This is a genomic window from Alistipes timonensis JC136, from assembly GCF_900107675.1.
GTDB lineage: Bacteria > Bacteroidota > Bacteroidia > Bacteroidales > Rikenellaceae > Alistipes > Alistipes timonensis.
In genome coordinates this window covers 262280-279976 of the sequence record NZ_FNRI01000001.1, presented here as the reverse complement: position 1 = coordinate 279976, position 17697 = coordinate 262280, and the positions used below count along the sequence as shown (strand labels likewise).

General features: G+C 58.7%; 18 protein-coding genes. 9 read left to right on the top strand and 9 right to left on the bottom strand.

Features of this window, described 5'->3' with window-relative positions:
- Positions 1-36: 36 nt before the first annotated feature.
- Positions 37-1335, bottom strand: a complete 1299-nt coding sequence (mtaB, locus tag BLU78_RS01080; RefSeq protein WP_026020574.1) for a tRNA (N(6)-L-threonylcarbamoyladenosine(37)-C(2))-methylthiotransferase MtaB — start codon at positions 1333-1335, stop codon at positions 37-39.
- A gap of 169 nt (positions 1336-1504) precedes the next feature.
- On the opposite strand from mtaB, the gene BLU78_RS01075 reads away from it, so the two are divergent.
- The 5 genes from BLU78_RS01075 to BLU78_RS01055 all read left to right on the top strand — a co-directional run bounded on the left by BLU78_RS01075 (position 1505) and on the right by BLU78_RS01055 (position 7833).
- Entirely contained in the window at positions 1505-2338 is an 834-nt protein-coding gene (locus BLU78_RS01075) for a metal ABC transporter permease (protein ID WP_010259360.1), read from the top strand.
- Positions 2335-3837 carry an LptF/LptG family permease gene (locus tag BLU78_RS01070; protein WP_010259358.1) on the top strand — a complete coding sequence of 501 codons (1503 nt, stop codon included), beginning with the start codon at positions 2335-2337 and terminating at the stop codon, positions 3835-3837. The genes BLU78_RS01075 and BLU78_RS01070 overlap by 4 nt, the downstream gene beginning before the upstream one ends.
- The gene (locus BLU78_RS01065) at positions 3812-5035 is read left to right on the top strand and encodes a bifunctional 3,4-dihydroxy-2-butanone-4-phosphate synthase/GTP cyclohydrolase II (RefSeq protein WP_010259356.1); all 1224 of its coding nucleotides are present in this window, start codon (positions 3812-3814) and stop codon (positions 5033-5035) included. The genes BLU78_RS01070 and BLU78_RS01065 overlap by 26 nt, the downstream gene beginning before the upstream one ends.
- A 3-nt stretch (positions 5036-5038) precedes the next feature.
- Positions 5039-6010: a methionyl-tRNA formyltransferase gene (gene fmt, locus BLU78_RS01060; RefSeq protein ID WP_010259354.1), complete on the top strand. Its 972-nt coding sequence runs from the start codon at positions 5039-5041 to the stop codon at positions 6008-6010.
- A gap of 128 nt (positions 6011-6138) precedes the next feature.
- Positions 6139-7833, top strand: a complete 1695-nt coding sequence (locus BLU78_RS01055) for an LTA synthase family protein (protein ID WP_010259352.1) — start codon at positions 6139-6141, stop codon at positions 7831-7833.
- Positions 7834-7891: 58 nt separating this feature from the next.
- On the opposite strand, the gene BLU78_RS01050 is transcribed toward BLU78_RS01055, so the two are convergent.
- The 5 genes from BLU78_RS01050 to BLU78_RS01030 all read right to left on the bottom strand — a co-directional run bounded on the left by BLU78_RS01050 (position 7892) and on the right by BLU78_RS01030 (position 11463).
- The gene (locus tag BLU78_RS01050; protein ID WP_010259350.1) at positions 7892-8578 is read right to left on the bottom strand and encodes a peroxiredoxin; all 687 of its coding nucleotides are present in this window, start codon (positions 8576-8578) and stop codon (positions 7892-7894) included.
- A gap of 235 nt (positions 8579-8813) precedes the next feature.
- Positions 8814-9359: a 2-oxoacid:acceptor oxidoreductase family protein gene (locus BLU78_RS01045; protein ID WP_010259348.1), complete on the bottom strand. Its 546-nt coding sequence runs from the start codon at positions 9357-9359 to the stop codon at positions 8814-8816.
- 4 nt (positions 9360-9363) lie between these two features.
- Positions 9364-10131 (bottom strand): thiamine pyrophosphate-dependent enzyme, encoded by a 768-nt coding sequence (locus tag BLU78_RS01040; protein WP_010259345.1) that lies wholly within the window; start codon positions 10129-10131, stop codon positions 9364-9366.
- Positions 10132-10137: 6 nt separating this feature from the next.
- A complete protein-coding gene (locus BLU78_RS01035; RefSeq protein WP_010259344.1) occupies positions 10138-11232 on the bottom strand; it encodes a 3-methyl-2-oxobutanoate dehydrogenase subunit VorB in 1095 nt (364 codons plus the stop codon).
- A 3-nt stretch (positions 11233-11235) separates the two neighbouring features.
- The gene (locus tag BLU78_RS01030) at positions 11236-11463 is read right to left on the bottom strand and encodes a 4Fe-4S dicluster domain-containing protein (RefSeq protein ID WP_010259342.1); all 228 of its coding nucleotides are present in this window, start codon (positions 11461-11463) and stop codon (positions 11236-11238) included.
- A gap of 192 nt (positions 11464-11655) precedes the next feature.
- Between BLU78_RS01030 and BLU78_RS14060 the strand changes: the two genes are divergently transcribed.
- Positions 11656-11823: a hypothetical protein gene (locus BLU78_RS14060; RefSeq protein ID WP_020692566.1), complete on the top strand. Its 168-nt coding sequence runs from the start codon at positions 11656-11658 to the stop codon at positions 11821-11823.
- A 51-nt stretch (positions 11824-11874) separates the two neighbouring features.
- On the opposite strand, the gene BLU78_RS01025 is transcribed toward BLU78_RS14060, so the two are convergent.
- The 3 genes from BLU78_RS01025 to serC form a co-directional block, all read right to left on the bottom strand.
- Entirely contained in the window at positions 11875-13122 is a 1248-nt protein-coding gene (locus BLU78_RS01025) for a DUF1015 domain-containing protein (protein WP_010259340.1), read from the bottom strand.
- Positions 13123-13188: 66 nt separating this feature from the next.
- Positions 13189-14112, bottom strand: coding sequence for a 3-phosphoglycerate dehydrogenase (locus BLU78_RS01020; protein ID WP_010259338.1), 924 nt, complete (start codon positions 14110-14112; stop codon positions 13189-13191).
- Positions 14113-14193: 81 nt separating this feature from the next.
- Positions 14194-15267, bottom strand: a complete 1074-nt coding sequence (gene serC, locus BLU78_RS01015) for a 3-phosphoserine/phosphohydroxythreonine transaminase (protein WP_010259336.1) — start codon at positions 15265-15267, stop codon at positions 14194-14196.
- A gap of 194 nt (positions 15268-15461) precedes the next feature.
- Between serC and BLU78_RS01010 the strand changes: the two genes are divergently transcribed.
- Genes BLU78_RS01010 through BLU78_RS01000 form a run of 3 tightly spaced genes read left to right on the top strand, consistent with a single transcriptional unit; the run spans position 15462 to position 17697 of the window.
- A complete protein-coding gene (locus BLU78_RS01010; RefSeq protein ID WP_010259334.1) occupies positions 15462-16322 on the top strand; it encodes a YicC/YloC family endoribonuclease in 861 nt (286 codons plus the stop codon).
- Positions 16323-16886 carry a guanylate kinase gene (gene gmk / locus BLU78_RS01005; RefSeq protein ID WP_010259333.1) on the top strand — a complete coding sequence of 188 codons (564 nt, stop codon included), beginning with the start codon at positions 16323-16325 and terminating at the stop codon, positions 16884-16886.
- 1 nt (position 16887) lies between these two features.
- On the top strand, positions 16888-17697 hold the full coding sequence (locus tag BLU78_RS01000) for a nicotinate-nicotinamide nucleotide adenylyltransferase (protein WP_010259330.1): 810 nt from the start codon (positions 16888-16890) through the stop codon (positions 17695-17697).

Here is a 17697-nt window from a genome sequence, read left to right as displayed (position 1 = left end):
TGCCGAACCGCATCCTATATTCTGCAAATATAGTGATTAATCCCGGATTTCTCCCATCAGATCGTGAGATTCGTCCATTGCGCCGAGTTTCACGCGGCAGAGGGTGTTGACCTTCGCGGCGTCGTAGGGGGCTTTCACCCGCCGGTAGTTGCCTGTAAAACCGAACATCATGCCCCCGCGGCGCGTGCTTTCGAAAAGCACCGTATCCTCCGTCCCGACAGCCCGGGCGCAAAAATCGCCGTGCAGGCGGTCGCAGAGGCCCTCCAACTCGGCCACGCGGGCCGTAGCCACCGACGACTGCACCTTGCCGGGCAAGTCGACGGCCGGAGTCCCGGGACGTTCCGAGAAGGGAAAGATATGCAGGAAAGCGGGCTTCAACTCCGCCAGAAAATCGTAGGTCGTACGGAAATCGGCATCGGTCTCGCCCGGAAACCCGACGATCACGTCGATGCCGATGAAAGCGTCGGGCATCAGCCGCCGGACAGCCGCGATGCGCTCGGCGAAACGCGCCGTGGTGTAGCGGCGGCGCATCAGCCCGAGTATCCGGTCCGAACCGCTCTGGAGCGGAATGTGGAAATGATGCATGAATTTGGGCGACGCAGCGCAAAAGGCGATGATCTCATCGGTCAGGAGGTTCGGCTCGATCGACGAAATGCGGTAACGTTCGATCCCCTCGACCTCATCGAGCGCCCGCAGCAGGTCGATGAATTTCTCACCCGTCGTGCGGCCAAAATCCCCCGTGTTGACGCCCGTCAGAACGATCTCTTTCTGGCCCGCCGCCGCAATCTGGCGCGCCTCGGCCACGAGGTCGGCGATCGGGAGGTTGCGGCTCGAACCGCGGGCGTAATGGATCGTGCAGTAGGAGCAGCAGTAGTCGCACCCGTCCTGCACCTTCAGAAAGGCGCGCGTACGGTCCCCGCTCGAAAAGGCTGCGAAAAACGACGTAAGCGAATCGGTGTCGCAGCTGTACACCTGCGCACGGCCCTTGCCGCCCAGTTCAACCACCCGTTTAAATAACGCTCCCTTATCATTGTTGCTCAAAACGATATCCACGCCTTCTATCGCAGCTATCTCCTGCGGTTTCAGCTGCGCGTAACACCCCGTCACGGCAATGATCGCCGCAGGGTTGCGCCGGTGGAGCTTGCGGATCAGGTTGCGGCATTTCTTGTCGGCGTGCTCGGTGACCGAGCAACTGTTGATGACGCAAATGTCCGCCTCGGCCGTGGGGGCCACGCGGACGAAGCCGCCGCGCTCGAACTCGCGGGCGAGGGTAGAGGACTCCGAAAAATTGAGCTTGCAGCCCAAGGTATGAAAGTTGACTCTGCGAGGTTGCATAGATTCGTGTTTTTCCGGCACGAAATTACGAAAACTGTGCGAAAGGAGGAGGCTTTTCCGATAAAAAAGCGTAAATTTGCGCGCAATTAAACAACGCAAAAGAAGCACGGCAACATTTGTCCACGGTATATCGTTGATATACAACCGACAACTTCGCCCTTGGAAAGATATGGAATTTTTCAGCGACCTGATCCAATACGGCTATCTCTCGAACGCACTCACGGCGTGTGTGCTTTCGGGCATAACGTGCGGAGTCATAGGAACCTATGTCGTCTGCCGCCGCATGGTCTTCCTCGCCGGGGGCATCACCCACGCCTCGTTCGGCGGACTGGGCATCGCTTTCTACCTGGGAGCGAACCCCATTGCCGGGGCGCTGATCTTCGCCGTCCTCTCGGCGCTGGGCATCGAATGGGCCGGCAACCGGGGGCGCATCCGCGAGGATTCGGCCATCGGCATCATCTGGTCCGTCGGCATGGCCGTCGGGGCGCTGTTCATGAGCCTGCGCCCGGGCTACACCTCGGGCGACCTGTCGGCCTATCTCTTCGGGAGCATCGTGACCGTCACCGACAGCGACGTCGCGGCGCTGGCCGTGCTGACGGCCGTCATCATCGCCGGAGCCCTCCTGTGGCTGCGGCCCGTGATGTACGTCGCCTTCGACCGCGACTTCGCCCGCAGCCGGGGCATCCCGACGCGCGTAATCTCCTGCCTGATGGCCGCACTGGTCGCCGTGACGATCGTGCTCTCGATCCGCATCATGGGCATCGTGCTGCTGATCTCGCTCGTGACGATGCCCGTGGTGATCGTCAACACACTCTCACGGTCGTACCGCACCATCGCCCTCACGGCGCCCCTCGTGGCCGTCGCGGGCAACATCGCGGGGCTCGTCGCCAGCTACAATTTCGAGGTTCCGCCCGGCGCTGCCATAATATTTACCCTCACACTTACGCTTATACTGGTAAAACTTGTATCTTTGCGTAGCAAAAAACAGCGAGCCGCCGCATGAAGACCATCCATAAACTCGTTCTGAAATCCTACCTGGGGCCGATGGTCCTCACGTTCTTCATCGTCATGTTCGTACTGATGATGAACATCGTGTGGCGTTATATCGACGAACTGGTGGGCAAGGGCCTGAGCGCCGGAATCATCATCGAGCTGATGACCTATTTCATGGCCAACATGATCCCGATGGGCCTGCCGTTGTCGATGCTGCTGGCGGCGATCATGACCATGGGCAACCTGGGTGAAAATTACGAACTGCTGGCCATGAAATCGGCCGGCATGTCGCTGGTCCAGATCACCAAACCGCTCATCATACTGGTGGCGTTCGTCTCCGTCGGCAGTTTCTTCATCGGCAACAACCTCGTTCCGAACGCCAACAAGAAGCTATACAGCACACTTTACGACATCCGACAACAGAAACAGGCCCTCGAATTCCAGGACGGGCTCTTCTTCAACGGCATCGAAAACATGTCGATTCGCGTAAGTCATCAGGAACCCGACACGCACCTGCTGCACGACGTGCTGATTTACGACAACCGCGCCGCCAACGGCAATATGAACACCATCGTCGCCGACTCGGGTTACATCCGCCTTTCGGACGATAAGAGATACCTGCTGGTGACGCTCTTCCACGGCGAGACCTACGAACAGACGCGCAACAGCCAGTGGTTCACCAAGAGCTCCCTGCGCCACCACACCTTCGACCTGCAAAAACAGGTGATCCCGATGGACGGATTCGCCCAGGGACGCACCGACGCCGACCTCTTCTCGAACAGCCAGACCAAAAATATCCAGGAGTTGCAACACGACATCGACTCGCTGGAAATCAAAGTCAACGCCGCTACGACGAGTTCCTACGAGCCGCTGCTGAAAGAGCAGATCTTCGTACGCGACAACACCGTGCTGCCGCTGCCCGACAGCCTGCAGGTCGACAAGCGCCACTTCCGAGACATGCTGGCGCAGGACTCGATCGTCGGGCTCCCGACGCGCGACAAGGAGCGCATCTGGGACCAGGCCCGGACGCTGGCCAAGAATTCGCGCAACATGTTCGCATTCGACGAATCGGCCGCCAAGGAGGCGCTCAACCAGCTCTACCGCTCGAAAGTCGAGTGGCACAAGAAAATATCGCTCCCGGTGTCGATCCTGATCTTCTTCCTGATCGGTGCGCCGCTGGGCGCCATCATCCGCCGCGGCGGACTGGGACTTCCGGTGGTGGTGTCGGTGATCTTCTTCGTGATCTATTACATCATCAGCCTCTCGGGCGAGAAACTGGCCAAAGAGGGCAACTGGAACGCCGTTTACGGCATGTGGCTCTCGACATTCATCCTCACGCCGATCGCCGTATACCTTACATACAAGGCCACCAACGACTCGGCACTGCTCGACACGGACTGGTATGCCGGAAAATTCAAAGCGCTGAGGGATCGGCTGGCCCCGGGAATCAAAAAAATGACAAACGCGATAAAATTCAAACGAAATGGGAAAAAATACGATTCTGAATAGTGTAGAGGAGGTTATCGAAGACTTCCGCAACGGCAAACCGGTGATCGTCGTCGACGACGAGGACCGCGAAAACGAGGGCGATTTCATTGTCGCCGCGGAGAAGATCACCCCCGAGATCGTGAATTTCATGCTCAAAGAGGGCCGCGGCGTACTGTGCGCCCCGCTGTCGGAAAAGCGCTGCGCCGAACTGGGGCTCAATATGATGGAGGAGAACAACACCTCGCTGCTGGGCACGCCCTTCACCGTTACGGTCGACCTGCTGGGCAACGACTGCACCACAGGCGTCTCGATTCACGACCGCGCCGCAACGATCCGCGCGCTGGCCGATCCCGAGACGAAACCCACCGACCTGGGCCGTCCGGGACACATCAATCCCCTTCGGGCCCGCGACAAAGGCGTGCTGCGCCGTCCGGGACATACCGAGGCGGCCATCGACCTGGCCCGTCTGGCCGGATTGCAGCCTGCAGGCGCACTGATCGAGATCATGAACGAGGACGGCACGATGGCCCGCCTGCCGCAGTTGGTGGAGATCGCCAAAAAATTCGACCTGAAAATCATCTCGATCGCTGCGCTGATCGCTTACCGCCTCAAAGAGGAGTCGATTATCGAGAAGGGTGTGACGGTGCCCCTGCCGACGGAGTGGGGCGAATTCCGCATTACGCCGTTCCGCCAGAAATCGAACGGCGTGGAGCATGCGGCCCTGACGAAAGGTGAGTGGACGGAGGACGAGCCCGTACTGGTGCGCGTACACTCGTCGTGCGTCACGGGCGACATCTTCGGTTCGTATCGCTGCGACTGCGGCGAGCAGTTGCACCGTGCGATGCAGATGATCGAAAAAGAGGGCAAAGGCGCCGTCATCTATCTCAATCAGGAGGGACGCGGCATCGGACTCTGCAACAAGATCCACGCCTACAAGTTGCAGGACGAGGGGCTCGACACCGTCGACGCCAACCTCAAACTGGGCTTCAAAGCCGACGAGCGCGACTACGGCGTGGGCGCGAGCATCATCCGCGAGCTGGGCATCCGCCACATGCGCCTGATGACAAACAACCCGCTCAAACGGGCCGGATTGGAGGGTTACGGACTCTGCATCGACGAGATCGTGCCCATCGTGATCGCCCCGAACCCCTACAACGAACACTATCTGGAAACCAAGCAGGAGCGCATGCACCACACGCTGGGCCTGGAGAAAAAATAGAAGATGAATCCGAAGGAAATCCGCATCGTATTCATGGGCACGCCCGAATTCGCCGTGCCTTCGCTGCGGGCGCTCGTCGCCGGCGGCTACAACGTCGTGGGCGTTGTGACCACGCCCGACAAACCCGCAGGACGGGGACAGAAACTCCACCAGAGCGAGGTCAAAATCGCCGCATTGGAGCTGGGGTTGCCGGTCCTGCAGCCCGAGAAACTGAAAGCCCCGGAGTTTGTGGAAGCGATGCAGGCGTTGCGGCCCGACCTGGGCATTGTGATCGCTTTCCGGATGCTTCCCGAGGTAATTTGGGCCATGCCGCGGCTGGGGACCTTCAACCTCCACGCCTCACTGCTGCCCCAGTACCGCGGGGCGGCGCCGATCAACTGGGCGATCATCAACGGCGAGACCGAAACGGGGGTCACCACATTCCTCCTGAACCACGAGATCGACAAAGGCGGCATCATCGACCAGATCCGCGTGCCGATCCTCCCGGAAGACAACGTAGGCACGCTCTACGACAAGCTGATGACTACCGGAACTGCGCTGGTCACCTCGACCGTGGACCGCATTGCCGCGGGGGACATCCGGCCCGTCGAGCAGCAGCACATCGACGAGTCGACGCTGCGGCCCGCCCCCAAGATATTCAAAGAGGACTGCCGGATCGACTGGACGCTCCCGGGCCGACGCATCGCGGATTTCATCCGCGGTCTGTCGCCGTACCCGGCAGCCTGGACCGAGATGTTCCGTGAAGGCGACGAGGAGTCGCAGAGCGCCAAACTGTTCTCGGCGGCATTCGAAGCCGCGGCCCACGGCCAGCCGTGCGGCACGGTCGAGAGCGACGGCCGGACTTTCATCCGCGTGGCGTGCGCCGACGGATGGATCGTTCCCGGGGAGTTGCAGATAGCCGGCAAGAAACGGCTCCCGGTGCGCGACCTGCTGCTGGGCTGGCGCGACGTGAGCCAATACAAATTCAGGAAATAACCCGATTCTCCGTTGCAGAACCGTTTTTCCCGGAAACCGCCCATCACGGTCTCCGGGAATAAAAATTTTATAGTCAAATGAATCTTCGTATTCAAAACCCCGAACGACCGGACTTACCCACCGGTCGGATGGGCCGTTATGGAAGGGTAGCGACCTATCTGCTGCTGACGCTGACGTTCTACATCACCCTGACGATCGTAGACGAGGTATGGAACATTCGCCATCACCATTATTTCGCCATCTGGGCCCAGCGTGCCGCCGACGCCATGCTGCTGGCGCTTCCCGTCTGGTTCCTGCACCGGAAACGATGGCTGTTTCCCTGGATCGTGCTGGTCAACCTCTACCTGCTGTCGAACGTCTGGTATTACCGCATTTATTACAGCGTGATGCCGCTGAACTCCTACCTGATGGTGAACAACCTCCGGGGACTCGGTCCGAGCATCTACGCCTCGATGCGTGCCTCAGACTTTTGGATCGTGCTCCCTTCGATTTGTTTTGCCGCAGGATACTCCCTCTTCGGCCGGTGGAAGTCCGGGATAGGCCTCCGCGCCGCAGGCTTCGCCGTCAGCCTGCTGCTGATCTTCGTCACCGTCATCCCGCCGTATTTCAATGACCCCAATGAGTTCACACATCCCTGGCCCTGGTACCGGAATGAAATCATGCAGGCTTTCCACAAATACGGACTGATCGGCTACTGGTCCTACCAGATCGCCTACCTGCACGGATGCCCGCCCGAGGAGGCCGAATACGCCGCACAGTTCGTCGAAGCCGCAGAACGACGCGCTTCCCGGGAACCGCTCACGGAAGAGCACCGCAAAAACCTGATCGTCGTGCTGGCCGAATCGTTGGGCAGCTGGCCCATCGGCCTGGAAATCGGCGGAACGGAAGCAACCCCGTTCATGAACTCGCTGGCCCGGGATACGAGCGTGATCTATTTCCCGCGGGTGCTGCCGCAGGTGAAGGACGGACGGTCGTCCGATGCCCAACTGATGCTCAACACCGGACTGCTGCCCCTCGAAAGCGGGGCCGCAGCCAGTCTCTACGGCTGCCGGAACACCTATCCTTCGCTACCCAAGGCGCTGGCCCGGAGAGGGTATACCTCCGCATCGCTGATCTGCGACTCCCGCCACTACTGGAACCAGGAGGCCACCACGAAGAGTTACGGATTCGACAGATATCATTACGAACTGAGCCGCGGACCGATGCGCCGCGCCGATGAGGAGCTCTACGAAAACAGTCTCGAAATTCTGAAGGACCTGCCGCAGCCGTTCTATGCCCAGTTAGTCACGATGTCGGGACACGGACCGTACTCGAAGTCGGATCTCGAAAGTCCGCTGAACAATGCCGACATCCCCGATGAGGAGGCCAAATACTACCTGGTCGCCACGCAGTATGTGGACCGCTGCCTCGGCGGGTTCATCGACTCGCTCAAAGTGTGCGGGCTTTACGACAAGAGCATCATCGTCATCATGGGCGACCACGACTCCGTCACCCGCAATCAGTACGAAGGGCGCAAAAAACGGGAGCTTAGCGACCGCTACATCCCGCTTTTCATCCTCAATGCACCGCTGAAAGCCGAAACGGGGAAGGTCATTGCGCAGATCGACATCTATCCCAGCCTGCTGGACCTGATGCACGCGCAGGATTACGATTTTCACGGGTTGGGCGAGAGCTTCTTCCGCCGCCAGAGCGACTGCGCCGCCGACCACACCGAAGGCTGGGTCGGCGATAACCGGAGCGATTCGGTCCGGCAGTACCGGAAAGAGTTGTGGCGGGTTTCGGACATTCTGCTGCGAACCGACTATTTCAAATCCCGGCTGTAACAGAAGCGAGGCGCCCCGAACGGGACGCCTCGCTTTTTCATCGGACTCTGGCCGGAGCCTACTTGCCGATCTTCTTCTCGATCTCCTCCTTCGGGAGCGGCTTGGTGCAGAAGAACCAGTCGTAGCACTTGGCCCCTTCGGGAACCGTCTCCTGGTCATCACCCTTCATCGGCACAATCACCTCGTCGCCCGGACGCCAGTCGGCAGGCAATGCGATACCGAAGGCGTCGATGGTCTGCAGGCCGATCAGGACCCGTTTGATCTCGTCGAAATTGCGGCCCAGCGCCAGCGGATAGTAGATCATCGCCCGCAGCACGCCCTTCGGATCGACGAAGAAGACAGCCCGCACGGCAGCCGTCTGGCTCTCGCCGGGCTGGATCATACCGTAAAGCGACGCCACCTTCATCGAAACGTCATCGATGATCGGAAACTCGACCTTTACATCCTTCATGCCCTTGTACTCGATCTTCTCACGGATGGTTTTCAACCACGCGATATGACTGTTGCGGCTATCGATGGACAAGCCCACCAATTCGCAATTCAGCGCCCGGAACTCTGCCGTGCGGGCTCCGAACGTAAGTATCTCGGTGGTGCAGATCGGAGTAAAGTCGGCAGGGTGGCTGAACAGAATCACCCATTTACCCTTGTAATCGTCCGGGAAGCTGATCTTGCCCCGCGTGGTCATCGCCTCGAATGCCGGAACGGGTTCGCCCAGGCGCGGCATCTGCAGTTCGTTCTTTTCCATAGTCTGAAATTTAAAGTTAATGCCGGACACGCAAAATCGATGCCCTTCAACATGATTTATTCTTTCATCCCCCAAGATAATACATTTAACGACATGTTATTCACCGATTTGCGCTCTTGCGCGGATCGGTCTACACAAACGACGTTTTCGATCAGGACCGGCAGCACGTTCAGTCGGAGCCATAAAACAAAAAGGCGCCCCTCACAGAGCGCCTCATTATCTCGTACAACTGGAATCAGCGGACCTTGCGGATGATCTCGCCGCCGTGTTTGATGGCCTCCTCGTTGGCCGGAAGCATCTTCCAAGCACGCTCGGGAAGCGATTTTTTCAGACCCACCATCACATTTTCCATCTCGACCACGGGGCGCACTTTCAGATACCCGCCCAGAATCATCGTGTTGAACAGCTTGGCCTGGCCCATCTTCGCACACTCAGCCGTGGCGTCGATCGCGTAGACCTCGATGTCCTTGCGCACCGGATGGCGCGTGATGCCGTTCGTATCGTAGATCAGCACGCCGCCGGGCTTGACCATCGGCTCGAATTTCTCCATCGACTGCTGGTTCAGAATGATCGCCGTGTCGAATTCATGGGCGATGGGCGAGGAGATCTTCCGATCCGAAAGGATCACCGTCACATTGGCCGTGCCGCCGCGCATCTCGGGACCGTAGGAAGGCATCCACGTCACCTCGAAATCCTGCATCACACCCGAGTAAGCCAGAATCTTACCCATCGAGAGGACGCCCTGTCCTCCGAATCCTGCAATTATCAACGTCTCTTTCATAGCCTTACTCTTTTTTAACGTCTTTGATATCGCCCAGCGGATAGAAGGGCAGCATGTTCTCCGCCATCCACTGATTCGAAGCCACGGGCGAGAGTTTCCAACCGCTGTTACAAGTCGAAACGACCTCGACCATCGAGAAGCCGTTGCCGGCCATCGAATTCTCGAACGCCTTGCGGATCGCCTTCTTGCACTTGCGCACGTTAGCGGCCGTATGCACGCTCTGGCGCGTAATGTAGGTGGCGCCGTCCAGATGGGCCATCATCTCCGCGATCTTGTAGGGATAACCGTTCAGCCGCGGATCGCGCCCGTAAGGGGTCGTCGCGGTCTTCATGCCCAAGAGGGTGGTCGGAGCCATCTGACCGCCGGTCATGCCGTAAATCGCATTGTTAATATAGATCGCCACGACGTTCTCGCCGCGCGCCGCCGCATGGATCGACTCCGCCGTACCGATAGCCGACAGGTCGCCGTCGCCCTGATAGGTGAAGACCATGTTCTGCGGATAGAGCCGCTTCACGGCCGTCGCAACGGCCAGAGCGCGTCCGTGCGCCGCCTCGATCCAGTCGATGTCGATATAGTTGTAGGCGAACACCGAGCAGCCCACGGGCGAAACGCCCACGGTCTTCTCCGCGAGGCCCATCTCCTCGATGACCTCGGCGACGAGCTTATGCACCGTACCGTGACTGCAGCCGGGGCAGTAGTGCATGACATTATCAGTGATGAGCGCCGGTTTCGTATAAACCAGATTCTCCTTTTTGATTTCAACCTCTGCCATCGTCTTTTACTTTTTAATCAGTTTTTCCTTGAGCGCGTCGAGCACCTCGCCGGGATTGAACATCATACCTCCCTGACGCCCGTAATGTTCGACGGGGGCCTTGCCGTTCACAGCCAGCCGCACGTCCTCGACCATCTGTCCGGCATTCAGCTCAGCCGAGAGGAATCCTTTGACACCACGCGCAGCCAAATCGGCGATTTGCTTCTTGGGGAACGGGTAAAGTGTAATAGGACGCAGCAGGCCGACCTTCAAACCCTCGGCGCGGGCCATTTCGACCGTCGCCGAACAGATACGGGCCGATGATCCGAACGCCACGATGACGTAGTCGGCATCGTCGCACTCGATGGCTTCGTAGCGCACCTCGTTCTCCTCGAGGGCCTTGTATTTCTCCTGCAGACGCTTGTTGATGACCTCCATCTTCTCGGACTGCAATTCGAGCGAAGTCACGATATTGCGCGGCCGGGAGGCGGGTTTTCCCTGCGTAGCCCACGAACCGCACTCGGCCTTCAGTTCCTCGTCGGTCTTGCGCGGACGCTGGGGCGCCAGCACGACTTTCTCCATCATCTGACCGATGGCGCCGTCGGCGAGGATCAGCGCCGGATTGCGGTATTTGAATGCCAGGTCAAAAGCCTCGGCCACATGGTCGTGCATCTCCTGCACGGAGTTCGGAGCCAGCACGATCAGGTGGAAATCGCCGTGGCCGCCGCCTTTGCAGGCCTGGAAATAGTCGCCCTGCGAGGGCTGGATCGTACCCAGCCCCGGACCGCCGCGCTGGCAGTTGATTATCAGGCAGGGGAGTTCGGCGCCGGCCAGGTAGCTCAGCCCCTCGGACATCAGGCTGATGCCGGGGCTCGACGACGAGGTCATGACCCGCTTGCCGGTCGAGGCGCCGCCGTAGACCATGTTGATCGAAGAGATCTCCGACTCGGCCTGCAGTACCACCATGCCCGTAGTCTCCCACGGTTTGAGCTCCATCAATGTCTCCATCACCTCCGACTGCGGGGTAATGGGGTATCCGAAATATCCATCGCAACCGTAGCGGATCGCCGCATGGGCGATCACCTCGTTGCCTTTCATCAGTTTTACTTCTTTCTCTGCCATAGCCTATTCGAATTTTTGACGATAAACCGTGATGACGCTGTCGGGACAGATCACCGCACACGAAGCACAACCCGTACAGGCATCGGGATTCGCCATCCACGCCACCGGGTAGCCCTTGCTGTTTACCTCAGCCGACAGGGCGAGCACGTCGCACGGGCAGGCCGAGGCGCAAACCCCGCACCCTTTGCAACGCTCCTTGTCGACAACGATTGTTCCTTTGATTTTAGCCATAACGCCGTAGTATTGTTAAGTTGCTTACAAATATAGTAAAAATTCCATGCCTCAGCTTGTTTTTCGTTATAAAAAAACGCCGATCCGTGATAAAACAACGCCTCCGGAAAAAATCCCTCTCCGGCCGAAAGGGGTCAACTGTCCCTGTTTCAGAAAATTTAGAGCCCGAAGAACCCGTTCCGCTGGCTCTACATGCTCCTGACGGCACTCAACCTGCTGGTTCCCATCGGGGTGCTTGTAGCGGCCATCGACAACCGCGTTTTCAACGCGGGATGCGGCGAGTGGCTGGCATGTACGTCGTCGGCGGCGGCGGATTCGTCCTGTCGCAGGTCGTCGATCGCCAACAACACCCGGAAATAGCCCGGAACACCCTGCAAAAAAAGAGCTGCCTTTTTGGCAGCTCTTTTTCAATTATTTTTCTTCGAACGAGTGGATTACGACTCCCGAGCGCAGTTTCGGTTCGAACCACGTGGTCTTCGGAGGCATGATGTTACCCGTGTCGGCGATATTGATGAGCTGTTGCATCGAAACGGGGTAGAGGGCGAACGCCGCCTTCATCTCCCCGCTGTCCACGCGCCGCTTCAGCTCGCCCAGGCCGCGGATGCCGCCCACGAAATCAATTCGTTTCGACGTGCGCAGGTCCTTGATGTCCAGAATCTTGTCCAGCACCAGATTCGACAGCACCGTAACGTCCAGCACCCCGATCGGATCGTTGTCATCGTAAGTGCCCGGCTTGGCCGTCAGGCTGTACCAGCGACCGTCGAGGTACATCGCAAAGTTGTGCAGGGCCGTGGGGCGGTACTCCTCCGTTCCCTTGTCCTCGACCGTAAACGACTCCTTCAGTTTTTCGAGGAGTTCGGCGGGCGTCAGGCCGTTCAGGTCCTTCACCACACGGTTGTAGTCGATGATGCGCAGTTGGTTGGCCGGGAACGTCACAGCCAGGAAATAGCAGTACTCCTCGCAGCCCGAATGGTTCGGATTCTTGCCGCGGCACTCCTGGCCTACGCGGGCGGCGGCAGCCGTGCGGTGGTGTCCGTCGGCGACATACAGCGCCGGGATGCCGGCGAAAATCTCCGTGATGCGGTCGTTGGTCTTCCGGTCGCGGATCACCCACAGTTGGTGTCCGAAGCCGTCGGCGGCCGTGAAATCGTACTCCGGAGCGTTGTTCTTCACCACGTCGGCGACGATGGCGTCGATCTCGGCATTGTCGGGATAGGCGAAAAACACCGGCTCGATATTGGCTTTCTGGTTGCGGACATGAATCATGCGGTCCTCCTCCTTGTCGGGGCGCGTCAGCTCATGCTTTTTGATAGCTCCCGAGAGGTAATCCTCGAAATGGCAGCACATCGCCAGTCCGTACTGCGTGCGGCCCTCCATCGTCTGCGCATAAATATAGTAGTACTCCTCGGGGTCCTGCCGGAGCCATCCCTCGGACTGCCACTTGCGGAAATTCTCCACCGCCTTGTCGTAAACCGGATCGGAATGCTCGTCGGCGATGGGTTCGAAATCGATTTCAGGTTTGATGATGTGCAGCAGCGAACGCTCCGTAGCCTCGGTTTTCGCCTCGGCGGAATTCAACACGTCGTAGGGACGCGACGCCACCTCGGCGGCATGCTCCTTCGGCGGACGGACCGCACGGAAAGGTTTTATTCGTACCATAAAGTTCTTGTTTTAGGCGAAAAAGGCGGGCGTTTTCGCACCCGCCTCTTTCGATACATTTATCGTCTATTTATTGACCTGGAAACGGGTATTGCCGTTCTTCAGGAAATCCACAATCTGGCTGGCTGCCGCCAAACCGGCATTGATGTTGGCCTCGGCGGTCTCGGCGCCCATCTTCTTCGCCGTGGCGAAAACCCGCTTGCAGAACTTCTCGTCCAGCTCGGCCTGATTGCCGGCGGCGATGTCGGTGATGTATTTCAGGTCCTCGCGCTCGGTCAGGGCACGCACCACACCCGCCTCGTCGATCACCTCCTTGCGGGCGGTGTTGACCAGCGTCGCACCCTTGGGCATCGACATCAGCAGGTCGTAACCGATCGAACCCTTGGTCTGCTCCGTAGCGGGAATGTGCAGCGAGAGGAAGTCGGACACCTTGTAAAGCTCCTCGACCGACGCCACCTTCTTCACGCCGTCAGCCGCAAAGACCGCCTCGTCGGTGATGAACGGATCGTATGCGACAACATTCATGCCTAACGCCTTTCCCTTGCGGCCGACCAGCTTGCCGACATTGCCGTAAGCGTGGATGCCGAGGGTCTTGCCCTGGATTTCCGTGCCCGTACCCGGGGTAAAGCGGTTTCGCGACATGTAGATCATCATGGCCAGCGCCAGCTCGGCCACGGCGTTGGAATTCTGGCCCGGAGTGTTCATCACCACGATGCCCCGCGCCGAAGCCGCTTCGAGGTCCACATTGTCGTAACCCGCACCGGCGCGGACCACGATTTTCAGGTTTTTCGCCGCAGCGATGACCTCGGCGGTCACCTTGTCGCTGCGGATAATCAGCGCATCCACATCGGCCACAGCCTCCAACAACTGACTCTTGTCGGTATATTTTTCGAGCAGCGCCAGTTCATAGCCGGCATTCTCCACGATCCCGCGGATTCCGTCAACGGCCTTCTTGGCAAAAGGCTTCTCCGTTGCAACCAGTATTTTCATAGTATCGATCAATGACGTAAAATAAATATCCTGTTCTTTCTTCGTCTCCCGCATCAGCGGGACGATGGTCGGGCACATGGCCTATTTCGCATGTTTTTCGGCGAACTCCTGCATGCAGGCCACCAACGCCTCGACGCTCGACTTGGGCAGGGCGTTGTAGCACGATGCGCGGAAACCGCCCACCAGCCGGTGGCCCTTGATGCCGACCATGCCGCGCTCCTTGGCGAAAGCCATGAACTCGTCGGCGAGGTCTTCATACCCCTCGGCCATCACGAAGCAGATATTCATCAGCGAGCGGTCCTCCTTCACGACCGTACCGCGGAACAGCGGGTTGCGGTCGATCTCGTCGTAGAGCAGGGCGGCCTTCTCCTGATTGCGGCGGTAGATCTCGGGGACGCCGCCGATCGACTTGAGCCACCGGAGGGTCTCTTTCAGCACATAGATCGGGAAGACGGGCGGCGTGTTGAACATCGAGTTGTTCTCGACATGGGTGCGGAACGACACCATCGACGGCAGATCACGGACGATCTTGTCCAGCATGTCCTCGCGGATGATGGCGAAAGCCACACCCGCGGGAGCCAGGTTTTTCTGTGCTCCGCCGTAGATCATGGCGTATTTCGAAACATCGACCGGGCGGGAGAGGATGTCCGACGACATGTCGGCGATCAGGGGCACGGGCGACGAGAGGTCCTCGTGGTACTCCGTACCGTAGATCGTATTATTAGAGGTAATATGCACATAGTCCAGGTCGGCCGGAATGGCGAAGCCCTTCGGGATATAGGTGAAATTTTTGTCCTCGGACGACGCCAGCACCTCGACCTCACCGTAACGCTTGGCCTCTTTGATAGCCTTCTTCGCCCACACACCCGTATTCACATAGCCGGCTTTTTTGCCCAGGAAGTTCGCGGGAATTTCATAAAAATAGGTACTCGCACCGCCGCCCAGATAGATGATCTTGTAGTTGTCCGGAATATGGAGCAACTCCCGGAAAAGCTGGTCGGCTTCCTCCATCACGGCGTCGAAATCCTTCGTCCGGTGGGAGATCGAAAGCAGCGAAAGCCCCGATCCGTTGAAGTCGAGAATTGCCTTGGCTGCATTTTCGATGACCTCATCCGCCAGAATGGAAGGTCCCGCATTGAAATTGTGCTTTTTCATAATGATTTCGTATGTGATTTGAATGGTCTGATGCTTAGCTGTTAGTTTGCTAACACAAATATAAAGAAAAAAATTTTATAAACGCAAAGATAGCCAAATAAATTTCATTTCATAAGCGGGACGCGCCTCTTTTTGGATAGTTTTTATTAATTTTGCAGAAAATATCAAGTTCCCACACCAGCATGGTAAAATCAATGACCGGCTTCGGCAAAGGCGAAGCCACACTTCAAAATAAAAAGATCACGGTCGAGATACGTTCGCTCAACTCCAAGCAGTTGGACCTCTCGCTGCGGCTTCCGGCCGTCTACCGTCAGTCGGAGTACGAACTCCGCAACGTCATCGCCCGCACGATCCAGCGGGGCAAGGTCGACGTTTTCGTCTCGGTCGAGTCGCAGGCCGTCGAGACCCCGGCCCGTATCAACCGCGAGGTCTTCCGCGAATACCTGCGGCAGATGAACGACACGCTCACGTTCGCCGGCATCGACGCCGGCTACGACGCCATCCTGCCGGTCATCATGCGCCTGCCCGAGGTCGTGGCCACCGAGTCCGAAACCATTTCGGAGGAGGAGCACACCGCGCTGATCGCCGCTGCGGAAGCTGCCGCCGCACAGCTGGATGCCTTCCGCGCACAGGAGGGAGCGATCCTGATCGCCGACCTGCTGCGCCGCGTGGAGCTGATCAAGCAATACCGCGACGAGGTGGTTCCCTTCGAGAAAGCCCGCACGGAGACGGTCCGCAACCGCATCCTGGACAACCTCACGAAACTCCCCGTCGACGTGGACCGTAACCGGCTGGAGCAGGAGATGATCTTCTACCTCGAAAAACTGGACATCACCGAGGAGAAAGTCCGCCTCACCAACCACTGCAAATACTTCCGCGAGGTAGCCGCAGGGGAGGAGAGCGCAGGCCGCAAACTGGGCTTCATCGCCCAGGAGATGGGCCGTGAGATCAATACGATGGGTTCGAAAGCCAACGAATCGAACATCCAGATCCTCGTAGTCAAAATGAAGGACGAACTGGAGAAGATCAAAGAGCAAGTACTGAACATTTTATAAATGGGAAAAGTCATCATATTCTCGGCCCCGAGCGGCTCGGGCAAGACCACGATCGTCCGACATCTGCTGGAACGCTATCCCCAGTTGGAATTTTCCATTTCGGCGACCAGCCGCGCACCCCGCGGACAGGAGCGCGACGGGGTGGATTACTATTTCCTCTCGCAGGAGGAGTTCATGAAAGCCGTGGCGGAAAACCGCTTCGTGGAGTGGGAGGAGGTCTACAAAGGCACCTGCTACGGCACGCTGCGCAGCGAGGTCGAGCGCATCTGGGCCAAAGGCCATGTGATCGTCTTCGACGTCGACGTGATCGGCGGCATCAACCTCAAACGCATCTTCGGCGACGACGCCTGCTCGGTGTTCGTCATGCCGCCCTCGGTCGAAGAGCTGCGCCGCAGACTCGTTGCCCGCGGCACGGACGCTCCGGAGGTGATCGAGCGCCGCGTGGCCAAGGCCGAATTCGAACTGACGAAAGCCCCGGAATTCGACCACGTGATCGTCAACGACTGCCTCGACGACGCCGTATGCGGCACATGCAGCGTCCTCGACCAATTCATCATGCGGTAGGATGAAACGGGTGATGCTTTATTTCGGGTCGTTCAACCCCGTGCACAAAGGCCACATCGCGCTGGCGGAATACGCCGTCGAACAGGGGCTTTGCGACGAAGCCGTGCTGGTCGTCTCACCGCAAAGCCCCTATAAGGCGGCCGATGAACTGGCTCCCGAGATGGACCGTTTCGAAATGGCCGAGATCGCCTGCGCGGCTTCGGAATATCCGGACCGGATCAAACCTTCGGTCGTGGAGTTTCTGCTCCCGAAACCCTCATACACAATAGATACTCTGCGTTACCTGAAGGAAAACTTCGGGTCTGAAATGGAGTTCTCGATCCTGATGGGCAGCGACCAGATCGCCCGGCTCGACGGCTGGAAGGAATACGAAAAAATCCTCGAATACCCCGTCTACGTCTATCCCCGCCGGGGCGAGCCCGCCGAAGGGTTCGAGGGGCGCATCACGCTGCTGGCGGACGCCCCTTTGCAGGATTTCGCCTCGACGGACGTGCGTGACCGCATCGGACAGGGCGAGGACACCTCGGAGATGCTCGACGAGGGCGTCGCCGCCTACATCTGCCGCAAAGGGCTGTGGAGTCCCGCGGCACGCATCGCGGCCCTCACGGCACGAATTGCGGAGACCCCGGACGATACGGCGCTTTACATCGAGCGCGGCAGGCTCCATTACCGGATGGGCGAGTGGGGCCCGGCGCTCAATGATTTCAATGCCGTGCTGCGCATCGACGCGGAACATGTCGAGGCCCGGCAGTTCGCCCGGATGGTGCAGGAAATATTGGAATTCCGATACAAAGACATATACAATCCCTGA